Source organism: Arthrobacter sp. 05L45_2 (genome assembly GCF_056397525.1).
Window position 1 is genome coordinate 1 of the sequence record NZ_JBFTNO010000090.1, and the last position, 11,200, is coordinate 11,200.

At 67.4% G+C, this 11,200-nt stretch carries 10 protein-coding genes and 1 pseudogene; 8 read left to right on the forward strand and 3 right to left on the reverse strand.

The genetic code is table 11. The features are described from left to right. Both AC1DHD_RS08910 and AC1DHD_RS08915 read right to left on the reverse strand, forming a co-directional pair. Positions 1–129 (reverse strand): annotated as a pseudogene (locus tag AC1DHD_RS08910) (DUF4870 domain-containing protein); the annotation flags it as partial. A 121-nt stretch (positions 130–250) separates the two neighbouring features. After that, complete coding sequence (locus AC1DHD_RS08915; RefSeq protein ID WP_476879364.1) at positions 251–1,105, reverse strand: DUF3097 domain-containing protein; 855 nt, start codon at positions 1,103–1,105, stop codon at positions 251–253. A gap of 226 nt (positions 1,106–1,331) precedes the next feature. Here AC1DHD_RS08915 and hrcA point away from each other — a divergent pair, with 226 nt between their 5' ends. The 3 genes from hrcA (at position 1,332) to AC1DHD_RS08930 (ending at position 4,325) form a co-directional block, all read left to right on the forward strand. After that, positions 1,332–2,345, forward strand: coding sequence for a heat-inducible transcriptional repressor HrcA (hrcA, locus tag AC1DHD_RS08920; RefSeq protein WP_476879365.1), 1,014 nt, complete (start codon positions 1,332–1,334; stop codon positions 2,343–2,345). 79 nt (positions 2,346–2,424) lie between these two features. Then, on the forward strand, positions 2,425–3,552 hold the full coding sequence (dnaJ, locus tag AC1DHD_RS08925; protein WP_476879366.1) for a molecular chaperone DnaJ: 1,128 nt from the start codon (positions 2,425–2,427) through the stop codon (positions 3,550–3,552). Positions 3,553–3,554: 2 nt separating this feature from the next. After that, positions 3,555–4,325 (forward strand): 16S rRNA (uracil(1498)-N(3))-methyltransferase, encoded by a 771-nt coding sequence (locus tag AC1DHD_RS08930; protein WP_476879367.1) that lies wholly within the window; start codon positions 3,555–3,557, stop codon positions 4,323–4,325. Between the two features lie 9 nt (positions 4,326–4,334). Here the strand turns inward: AC1DHD_RS08930 and AC1DHD_RS08935 are convergent, their stop codons facing one another. Further along, entirely contained in the window at positions 4,335–5,276 is a 942-nt protein-coding gene (locus AC1DHD_RS08935; RefSeq protein WP_476879368.1) for a GerMN domain-containing protein, read from the reverse strand. A 333-nt stretch (positions 5,277–5,609) separates the two neighbouring features. Here AC1DHD_RS08935 and AC1DHD_RS08940 point away from each other — a divergent pair, with 333 nt between their 5' ends. The 5 genes from AC1DHD_RS08940 to AC1DHD_RS08960 all read left to right on the forward strand — a co-directional run bounded on the left by AC1DHD_RS08940 (position 5,610) and on the right by AC1DHD_RS08960 (position 11,161). After that, positions 5,610–6,698, forward strand: a complete 1,089-nt coding sequence (locus AC1DHD_RS08940) for a PhoH family protein (RefSeq protein ID WP_476879369.1) — start codon at positions 5,610–5,612, stop codon at positions 6,696–6,698. Continuing rightward, on the forward strand, positions 6,695–7,168 hold the full coding sequence (gene ybeY, locus AC1DHD_RS08945; RefSeq protein ID WP_476879370.1) for an rRNA maturation RNase YbeY: 474 nt from the start codon (positions 6,695–6,697) through the stop codon (positions 7,166–7,168). Before AC1DHD_RS08940 ends, ybeY begins: the two co-directional genes overlap by 4 nt. Continuing rightward, positions 7,165–8,496: a hemolysin family protein gene (locus tag AC1DHD_RS08950; RefSeq protein WP_476879371.1), complete on the forward strand. Its 1,332-nt coding sequence runs from the start codon at positions 7,165–7,167 to the stop codon at positions 8,494–8,496. Before ybeY ends, AC1DHD_RS08950 begins: the two co-directional genes overlap by 4 nt. Beyond that, positions 8,480–9,439 (forward strand): GTPase Era, encoded by a 960-nt coding sequence (gene era / locus AC1DHD_RS08955; protein ID WP_476879372.1) that lies wholly within the window; start codon positions 8,480–8,482, stop codon positions 9,437–9,439. The genes AC1DHD_RS08950 and era overlap by 17 nt, the downstream gene beginning before the upstream one ends. Before the next feature lie 138 nt (positions 9,440–9,577). Continuing rightward, positions 9,578–11,161, forward strand: a complete 1,584-nt coding sequence (locus tag AC1DHD_RS08960) for an LCP family protein (RefSeq protein WP_476879373.1) — start codon at positions 9,578–9,580, stop codon at positions 11,159–11,161. Positions 11,162–11,200 lie beyond the last annotated feature (39 nt).

An 11,200-nucleotide genomic window follows, 5' to 3' on the forward strand; every position in this document is an offset into this window, starting at 1 on the left:
GTGCGCGAGGGTGGCCCACTGCCGGTCCTCGGCCGCCGTCAGCGGCAGTGCATTGGCGGGGACGCCGTGGTACGGAGGCTGGTCATGACCGGCCTGGTGGTCCGGGTGTTCGCGTGCGTCTTCTGACACGTTTCATCCTTTGGATTGCGGTGGAGCTGCGGTACGGCAACGAGCAGCGGCTGCCGCAGTTCGCAGCAGGCGCCCTTCAAGAATACGTGCTCCGGCCGCCGGACGACGCACCCGGCCGGCGTCAGGGCACGGTGAGGAAGTCGATAACCTCTTCCACCCGGCCCAGGAGCGAGGGCTCCAGGTCCGTGTAGCTGCGCACGGCGCCGAGCAGCTTCTGCCAGCCCAGGCCGATGTCCTCCTTGGTGCTGTGCGGCCAGCCGAAGGCCGTCAGGATGCCGGTCTTCCAGTCCACGCCGCGCGGAATCACCGGCCAGCGTTCAATGCCGAGGACCGCCGGCCTGATCGCCTGCCAGACGTCCACATACGGGTGGCCGACAATCAGGACGTTGCCGGCGGCACCCGGAGACGCCATCACGGCGTCGGCGATGCGGGATTCCTTCGAATCGGGGACCAAGTGGTCCACGAGGACGCCCAGGCGGCGACCGGGGCCGGGCCGGAAGTCCCGGACGGCGGCGGCGAGGTCGTCAATGCCGTGCAGGGGTTCGACGACGATGCCCTCCACCCGCAGGTCATCGCCCCAGACTTTCTCAACGAGTTCGGCGTCGTGCTTGCCTTCCACCCAGATCCGGCTGGCCTTCGCCACCTGGGCGCGCTGCCCTTCGACGCGGACGGAACCGGACGCGGTCCGGACGCTCCGGGCGGGGCCGGCCGGGGCAGCCCGCGGGGCTGGCGGCATCAGCCGGATGGGCTGCCCCTTGAGCAGGAAACCGAAGCCCAGCCGGAAGGACCGCAACTTACCGCGCCGGTCCTCCAGGGCCACGACGTACATACCCCCGGATTTCTCCACCCGGGTCACGGCGCCGACCCAGCCGGACTGCACGTCCTCCAGCACCATGCCGCGTTCCACCGGGATCTCGGGCAGTTGGGCCTTGGCGGGCGCGGTGAGATCCTGCGCACCCCAGTTCTCGTACGACATCTGCTACACACTGCTTTGCACTCGGGAAATTCGGGGAAGGACCATGGGCGCGGCGCGTTGTCTGCCCGGAGACACGGTTCCCGGGGTTCACGCCCGCAGCGAATCCAATGCTAACAACGGCGCGACTCATATTAGACTGGTTGGCACTTAGGCATGTCGAGTGCTAACCGGGGGATTCAGTCCGGCCGGCACCGGCGAASCGATACGKGTCGATTGGAGGTGGAGMGTGAGCGAGCCACGCAAACTCGAAGTGCTGCGCGCCATCGTCGAGGACTACGTCCACTCCCGCGAGCCCGTGGGGTCCAAAGCGTTGGTGGAGCGCCACCATTTGGGCGTTTCCAGCGCGACGATCCGCAATGACATGGCCGCACTGGAAGACGAGGGCCTGATCACGGCACCGCACACCAGTGCCGGCCGGATCCCGACGGACAAGGGTTACCGCCTGTTCGTGGATCAGATCTCTGCGGTCAAGCCCCTGTCGCAGGCGGAGCGCCGGGCTATCCAGGCGCTCCTTGAGGGATCCGATGACCTCGACGACGTCCTTGACCGGACCGTGCGGCTGCTGTCGCAGCTGACCAACCAGGTGGCCGTGGTCCAGTACCCGCTGCTGAGCCGCGCCCGCGTCCGGCACATCGAGTTCGTGCTCCTGGCCCCCCGCAAAGTACTGACGGTGCTGATCGCGGACACCGGCAAAGTGGAACAGCGCGTTATCGACGTTGGACAGGACTTCGGCGACGACGCCCTGGCAGAGCTTCGTGCCCTGTTCCTCAACCGGCTCGCCGGGACGCGGTTGAGCCTGCTGCCGCAGTCGTTGCAGGCCGTGGTGGACAGCTGCCCGCCGGTGCGGCGCGGCCCAGCCCAGGCCCTGGCACGGGGGCTGGAATCCCTGGCCGCCAGCAGCCGCGAGGAGCGGATGGTGATGGCCGGTACGGCCAATCTGGCGCGCTCCAACGTGGATTTCCCGCTCAGCATCGGTCCCGTCCTCGAAGCGCTGGAGGAGCAGGTAGTGATGCTGCGGCTGCTCAGCGACATGGCCCAGGACCCCCGCGGCGTCACCGTCAGCATCGGCCGGGAGAACCCCTACGACGGGTTGTCTGAAGCCTCCGTGGTTGCCACCGGCTACGGGCCGGACGCGACTGCCAAGGTAGGGGTCCTCGGCCCCACCCGAATGGACTATCCAACCACCATGGCCGCCGTGCGCGCGGTGGCCCGCTACCTGTCCCGGATCCTCGGCCCCTGACGGGCGGACCCGGTCACCACTTTGTTGCCTCTACCAGGCAGTGCCCCACTGGCAGTACAAAAAGGAAGAGATACACACTTTGAGCAGCCACTACGACGTTCTTGGAGTCTCCCGCGAAGCGACTGGCGAAGAGATCAAGAAGGCCTACCGCAAGCTTGCCCGGACCCTGCACCCGGACGTCAATCCCGGTGATGACGCCTCGGAGCGCTTCAAGGCGGTCACCCACGCCTACGAGGTCCTCTCCGACCCGCAGAAACGCCGCGTCTACGACACCACAGGCAACGAGAACGGGACGGACAACGGATTCGGCGGCGGCTACGCCGGCCAGGGCTTCGCGTTCCAGGACATCTTCGAGACGTTCTTCGGCGGGGCGGGCGGCCAGGGCGGTCCCGCGTCCCGGGTCCGCCGCGGCCAGGACGCCTTGATCAGCGTTCGGATCGACCTCCGGGACGCCGTGTTCGGCGTCAACAAGAAACTGGAAGTGGACACGGCCGTCACCTGCCCCACGTGTGAGGGTTCCTGCTGCCGCGAGGGCAGCCACCCCGAACGCTGCGACATCTGCGGCGGAAGCGGCCAGGTCCAGCGCGCCGTGCGCTCCATCCTTGGCCAGGTCATGACCACGGCCCCGTGCGGAAGCTGCGAGGGCTTCGGCACTGTCATCAAGGACCCGTGCAACGAGTGCGCCGGCCAGGGCCGCATCCGCAGCCGCCGCTCCCTGACCGTGAAGGTCCCCGCCGGTGTGGCCACCGGCACCCGCATCCAGCTCTCCGGCCAGGGCGAGGCCGGTCCCGCCGGCGGCCCCGCGGGAGACCTGTACGTCGAGATCAGGGTCAACAGCGACTCCACCTACGTGCGCGAAGGCGATGACCTGCACGCCAGCCTGAACATCCCCATGACGGCTGCGGCCCTGGGCACCGAAGTGAGCCTGGAAACCTTTGACGGCGAACAGGAGATCGACGTCAAGGCCGGGACCCAGTCCGGCGAGGTCATCACCCTCCGTGGCCTGGGCGTGACTCACCTGCGCGGCTACGGCCGTGGCGACCTGAAGGTCCACCTGCAGGTGGACACGCCAGGCAAACTCGACGCCGCCCAGGAGGACCTGCTCCGGCAGCTCGCCAAACTCCGCGGCGAGCAKTTYACCGAAGGCAAGCTCGCAGCCAGCGGCGGCGTGTTCGCAAAGCTGCGGGGACGGCTGGGTAACCTGTAGCAGTGAGCAACCCCGTCTTTTTCACGCCCGCAGGCACCCTGGACCAGCTGGTTCCCGGCGCGCACTTCGTCCTGGACGGCGCCGAGGCGCGCCATGCGGTGACGGTCAAGCGGCTGGCTGTGGGGGAGTCCGTTGACATCGCCGACGGCGCCGGGAAGCGCATCACCGGCACCGTCACGGCCGTGGCGCCGCAGGAGCTGTCGGTGGAGTGCGGTGCCCTGGCCGAGGAACCACGGCCGGAGGTCCGGCTCGTGCTGGTTCAGGCCCTGGCCAAGGGCGACCGCGACGAACTCGCCGCGGAGACCGCGACCGAGCTGGGGATCGACGCCGTGATCCCCTGGCAGGCGGAGCGCTCGATCGTGCGGTGGAAACCCGAACGCGCAGCCAAAGCCCACGCTAAATGGCAGTCGGTGGTGACGGCCGCCGCGAAGCAGGCCCGGCGTGCCTGGATCCCGGAGGTCCGCGCCGCCGTGGACGCCAACGGGCTGCAGGCCGCCGTCGCCGCCGCGGACCTTGCCGTGATCCTGCATGAGGACGCGGTCCGGCCGCTGCGGCGGGTGTTGGAGGCCTGGCATGCCGACGCCGGCGACGGCGGAGGGTCCCGCGAGGTGCTTCTGATCGTTGGGCCCGAAGGCGGGATCAGCCCTCGTGAGGTGACCCGGCTCTGTGATGCCGGTGCGGTCACGGCCCTGCTGGGCCATCACGTGCTGCGTTCGTCCACCGCGGGCCCGGCCGCCACTGTTGTGGCCAGCGACATCCTCGGCCGCTGGTAAACCGCCGGGCTAGCGGACGGTGAACCCGCGGGTATCGACGTTGAGGTCCTGAACCTTGCCGGTCGGGTCCACCTGCGAGACCCGTGCCTCGTAGTTCCCTTGGCCGAGGTTCACGGAGATGTTGAACATGCCGGACTGGGCGGCGTCGGTTGACGCCGTGACGCTGCCGTTGAGATAGGGCGTCTTGTTGGTGCCGTCGACCCGCAGGATCTCCCAGTGCAGCTTCCCGCCGGGGACGGTGCTCCGGCCGGAGATTTTGACCGAACCGTCGGCTTCCTGGGTGCCCTCCTGCGGATCAATGATCCACACCGGCGCCACCATTCCCGCGCTGCGTGACGTGGGGGAGCCGAGCCGCACCCGGTTGAAGGCGACGTAGTCGGTGTGGCCGTCGACGAGGATTACCACCTGGATCTGCTGCCCGGTATCGGTCAGCCCGGAACTGGCCCCGGCCGCGGTGGCTGTGTAGACCAGCTGCTGGATAGCGCGTTCGGCCATGTCGCCGTCGACATTGCTGTTGAACGCATCCGCGGAGACGTCCACGGTGATCACGTTCTTGCCGGAAATCGACGTGGCCAGCAGCCGGGGGTTCTGCCACGGGGTGAAGAAGTCAGGGTCCAGGGGTTTTTCCGACATCATGACCCGCAGGGCCCGCGTGATCGGATTGTCGTCCTGGGAGACATCCCGGAATTCGCGGTACAGGAAAACGTTGTTGTTGCTGCGCCCGATCCAATACACCGGGGCCTTGTTGGACGCCTGCGTGGACTCCAGGGGTGCACTGGTGGTGGCGATCCCTGCGGCTGGCCCCGGAACCGTCTGTGACGGCGTCGTCGAGTTTGTGATCCCCGGCTGGGGCGTGGCCACGCAGCCGGACAGTGCGAGGGCGACGGCGGCAGGCAGCACAAGGCGCAACAGGCCGCGGCGCGTACGCCGTCCTGCAGTTGTCCTGGTCATTCCACGCCTGCTGATGGTCTGGTTCCCTTGCTGTTGCCCCGTCGAATCCGGCTCGTGCCGGGAAGGGCCCAATCCAGCATGGCACAGCGGCCTTGGAGTGCAGCCGGGTTTGCGGGCTGCCGGACGAACTGCAACGGGAACGATATGAGGCCGATATGAAGTTGATACCTAAAGAGGCCGCCGCCCGGCCCGCGCGGCCACGGGACTGCACTGGCGTAAGATGGAAGGACCCGCTGGAACCCGGCGCGGACGGCCCCGACCGCCGTCGGCCGGCAACTGCAGCGGGCGACCATTTCCGAACTGGAGGGGACCAGAGGCCCGCGGGCCAACACTATGACTGAAGCAGCCAACGGCAAGGCGCGGATCAGCGCGAGCGAGCGCACCGCAGGGGAATTCCCCCACTCCCTCCCAGGCCTGCGGACGGAGGTGGTCGTCTTCGACAATTCCGATCAGATGGTGCAATCCCTGGGCAGTCACGACGAGGCCCTGCGCTTTATTGAAACCCAGTTCCCGAACGTAGATTTCCACGTTCGCGGCAATGAACTCTCCATCAACGGCCCGGCCGCCGACGTGCCCCGGATCATGCGCCTGCTCAACGAGGTGCGGGGACTCGTGGCACGCGGAACGGTGATCACCCCCGCCGTTCTCCAGCAACTCGTGTCCCTGCTGCGCACACAGTCGCTGCAGAATCCGGTGGAGGTCCTGACCCACAACATCCTCTCCAGCCGCGGCAAGACCATCCGGCCCAAGACGCTGAACCAGAAAAACTACGTTGACGCGATCGACGCGAACACGGTGATTTTTGGAATCGGGCCCGCCGGCACCGGCAAGACCTACCTGGCCATGGCCAAGGCCGTCCAGGCGCTGCAGCAAAAGGAAGTCAACCGGATCATCCTGACCCGCCCGGCCGTCGAGGCGGGGGAGCGGCTGGGCTTCCTGCCCGGCACGCTCAGCGACAAGATCGACCCCTACCTGCGGCCGCTCTACGACGCCCTGCACGACATGATGGACCCCGAATCGATCCCGCGGCTGATGGCCGCCGGCACCATCGAGGTCGCCCCGCTGGCGTACATGCGCGGACGCACGCTGAACGACGCGTTCATCATCCTCGACGAGGCGCAGAACACCACGCCGGAGCAGATGAAGATGTTCCTCACCCGTCTGGGCTTCGGGTCCAAGATGGTGGTCACCGGTGACGTCACCCAGGTGGACCTGCCCTTCGGCACCCGCTCGGGGCTGCGCATCGTGGAGGACATCCTGCACGGCATCGAAGACGTCAACTTCTCGGTCMTGGACGCCTCCGACGTCGTCCGGCACCGGCTGGTGGGCGACATCGTCAACGCTTACAGCATCTGGGACGAGACACAGAGGAACCGGGTCAAGCATTCTGTCACCCGGGAGAACCGGGGAGAACACGCATGAGCATCGAGGTCAACAACGAATCAGGCGTCGCCGTGGACGAAGCGGAGCTGGTGGCACTGGCACGGTTCGTCTTCGAGCGCCTCTTCATCCACCCGCAGGCGGAACTGTCCATCCTGCTGGTGGACRAGCCCGCGATGGAAAAGCTCCACATTGAGCTTATGGACGAGCCCGGCTCAACCGACGTGCTCTCCGTACCGATGGATGAGCTCACCCCCGGCACCCCGGACAAGCCGACGCCCCAGGGCATGCTCGGCGATATCGCGATCTGCCCGCAGGTGGCCGAGGTCCAGGCCAAGAACGCCGGGCATTCGACCCAGGACGAGATGCTGCTCCTGACCACCCACGGTATCTTGCACCTGCTCGGCTTCGACCACGCGGAACCGGAGGAAAAGGAGGAGATGTTCGGCCTGCAGCGCGAACTRCTCTCCGGATTCACCGGTAAGGACGCCCCGGCAGAGACGATTCAGTGACCCCACTGATTTTGGCCTGCATGGCGCTGGTCTTCCTGAGTTTTGCCGCCGTACTGACTGCGGCCGAGGCCGCCTTCAACTACCTGCCCCGGCACGACGCCGAACTGGCGATCCTGCAAAGCCGCGGGACGGCGCTCAAACGGATCATGGCCCAGCCCGTGGCCCACATGCGTGCCCTGCGGTTCTGGCGCATCTGGTTCGAGATGGCCTCCGCGGTGGCCGTCACCGTGCTCCTGCACAGCATGCTGGACAACGTCTGGCTCGCGGGCCTCGCCGCCACCGGGATCATGGCGCTGCTGGGCTTTGTGATCGTCGGTGTGTCCCCGCGCCAGCTCGGCCGGGTCCACTCGGCCGGCATGGTCCGCTTCGCCGCGCCGCTGATCCGCTGGCTCTGCTGGGTCCTCGGACCCATCCCTGCCTGGCTGGTCACCCTCGGCAGCGCCGTGGCCCCCGGGGCGCCGGCGGACAACGAGGCCTTCTTCAGCGAAGAGGAATTCCGCGAACTCGTCGAACGCGCCAGCGAATCCGACGTCATCGAGGACAACGAGGCCGAGCTCATCCAGTCCGTCTTCGATTTCGGCGACACCCTGGCCCGCTCGGTCATGGTGCCCCGCACCGACATCCTCTGCATCGACTCCGGCTCCAGCCTGCACCGGGCCATGTCCTTGTTCCTGCGCTCCGGCTACTCCCGGATCCCGGTCATCGGCGAGAACACCGACCAGATCCTCGGCATCGTCTACCTCAAGGACGTCGCCRCCGTGATCCACAACCTTCGCCCCGGCGAGGAGCCGCCGGTCGTCGACGAACTGGCCCGCGAAGTCCGTTATGTCCCCGATTCCAAGCCCGTGAGCGACCTGCTCCGCGAGCTGCAAAAGGAATCCACCCACGTGGCGATCGTCATCGACGAATACGGCGGAACGGCCGGACTGGTCACCCTCGAGGACCTCATCGAGGAAATCGTCGGCGAGATTGTGGACGAATACGACACCGAGGCTGCCGAAGCCGTGGAGCTGGGCGACGGCAGTTACCGGGTCAGCGCCCGGATGAGCATCGATGACCTCGGTGAACTTTTCGACCTCGAGCTCGACGACGACGAGGTGGACACCGTGGGCGGCCTCCTCGCGAAGGCGCTCGGCCGGGTGCCGATCGTTGGAAGCACGGTGGCCGTCGACGGCGTCACCCTCCGTGCCGACCGGCTCGAAGGCCGCCGGAACCGCGTCAGCCACATCATTGCGGCGGCCGTTCCAAAGGAAGAAACTGACCTTGACGATCTTCTCGACGAGGCCGAATCAACGCAACAGGGAGTTCCACGTGAGCAAGCAGAATAAGACCGACGGCGGCGCGCCCTTCGGCGGTTACCGGGCCGGGTTCGCGGTGCTGGTGGGACGGCCGAACGCGGGGAAATCCACCCTCACGAACGCCCTGGTGGGCCAGAAGGTCGCCATTACGTCGGCCAAGCCGCAGACCACGCGGCACACCATCCGCGGCATCGTCCACCGCGAGGACGCCCAGCTGATTATGGTCGACACCCCGGGCCTGCACCGCCCGCGCACCCTGCTGGGCAAACGCCTTAACGAACTCGTGGCCGACACGCTCGCTGAGGTGGACGCCATCGGTTTCTGCCTGCCCGCCAACGAGAAAATCGGGCCCGGCGATAAGTTCATCGCGGCGCAGCTTGCCGCGATCGGCAACAAGCCTGTCATTGCCATCGTCACCAAGGCCGACACCGTTGACCGCCAGGCCCTCACCGAGCAGCTGCTGGCCGTCGCCGCCCTGGGCCGCGAGGTGCTCGGGGAGGACGGCTGGCGGGACATTGTGCCCGTCTCCGCCACGGACGGCTTCCAGGTGGGCACCGTCGCCGACGTGCTGATCGGACACATGCCGCCGTCGCCCCCGCTGTACCCGGACGGCCACCTGACCGACGAGCCCGAGGCGGTTATGATCGCCGAACTCATCCGCGAGGCTGCCCTGGAGGGCGTCCGCGACGAGCTCCCGCACTCGCTGGCCGTCGTCGTCGACGAGATCGTCCCGCGCGAGGACCGGCCCGAGGACCGGCCGTTCCTGGACGTCCGCGTCAACCTCTACGTCGAACGCCCCTCCCAGAAGGCAATCATCATCGGCAAGGGCGGCGCCCGGCTGCGCGAGGTCGGGACCACCGCACGCAAGGCCATTGAGGCGCTGCTCGGGGCCCGCATCTACCTCGACCTGCACGTCAAGGTCGCCAAGGACTGGCAGCGGGATCCCAAGCAGCTCGTGAAACTAGGCTTCTAGGCCCACTGACCGGCCGCCGCTTGCCGCCGGACCGGGCCGCGCACACGCCGCGGCCCCGCCCGGGCATGCCCATCGGGTTTTTCCCAGACTCGGCCCGTAAAATAGGGAAACTCCCGTTCGCTAAGGAAGGCACCACCCGTGGTTCGACCCCCTGATAACCGTGCAGACGGAACCGGCCGTCCGGTTCGGTCCCACGCGGCTGCCCGGCATACGGGCGACTCCTCCGTCGGCCCGGCGCGCCATCTGGGGGGCGCCCGGCGGATCCCCACCTGGCTGAAAGCCACCACGATCGTGCTCTCCGTGCTGCTGGTCGGCGTCATCGCTTTTGGGGCCTACTGGGTCATCCGACTGCAAGGCAACATCAGCACCGAAGCCCTTGGCGCCGGAAACAACCGCACCGAGGCGGCCCCCGACGACGCCACCGGGCGCATGCAGATCCTGATCCTGGGCACGGACACCCGGGACGGCAAAAACTCGCAGTACGGCAGCAAGGATGACTCCTCCGGCTACGGCCACTCCGACGTCATGATGCTGATGGATATCTCGGCGGACAACAAACGCGTCAGCGTCATCAGCTTCCCCCGCGACCTCCTGGTGGACACCCCCGCCTGCAAGGATCCGAAGTCCAACAAGCAATACCCGGCCCAGAGCGGCGTGATGATCAACGCGGCCATGTCCGAGGCCGGCATCGGCTGCGCCGTGGACACCGTCAACAAGCTCACCGGCCTGGAGATCGACCACTTTATGATGGCCGACTTCAACGCCGTCAAGGAACTCTCCAACGCTGTCGGCGGCGTCGACGTCTGCGTCAGCGACTCCATCTACGATCCCGACTCCGGCCTCCGCCTGAAGAAGGGGACCTCACAGGTCAAGGGCGAGCAGGCCCTTGCGTTCGTCCGGACGCGGCACGCCTTCGGTGACGGCAGCGACCTCGGCCGGATCAAGGCGCAGCAGGGCTTCCTGTCCTCGCTGGTCCGGAAGATCAAGGACGACGGGACCCTGAGCAACCCGGGGCGGATGCTCGGGATCGCGGACGCGATCACCAAGAACCTCACCATCGACGAAGGACTGGCATCGGTCCCGACGCTACTCACCGTCGGCAACCGGCTGAAGAACATCGACGTCGGCAAGGTGGCCTTTGTGGCCGCCCCCACCGAGCCTGCGGTCTCCGACACAAACCGGCTTCAGCTGGCCGAACCCGCTGCCTCCGAGCTGTTCGCGGCTTTGCGCAAGGACGTCGACCTGACCGATCCCACCGCCAAGCCCTCGCCCACCCCGGCCGCTTCCAGCAGTGCTTCGGCCAGCGCCAAGCCGACGGCCACCAAGGCGCCGGCCGCGCCCGCTTATGACAAGACCCTCCAGCAGGTCGCCGTGGCGAACGGTTCCGGCACCCCGGCAAAAGCCCAGGAAGTGCTCGCTTCCCTCAAGGCCGGCGGCTTCACCCAGACCAGCCAGTTCGATGCCCAGGCGGTCGCCACCACGGCCGTCTACTACGGCGCCGACTACGCCGACGTCGCCGCCGACGTCGCCAAACTGCTGGGGATCCCGGCGCGGCAGGTCCTCCCGGCAGGGGTCAACGGGGTGCAGGTGTACCTTGGCAGCGACTTCAAATCCGGCACCAAGCAGACTGACGCACCGGTCTCGCTGCCGCCGGACATCGTCAACCAGACGGCCGGCGACACCGTCTGCCAGCAGGCGAATCCGGTCCTGATCGTGCCCTAGCCCGATCCCGGGACGCCTAACCCCATCCAGGGACAACCC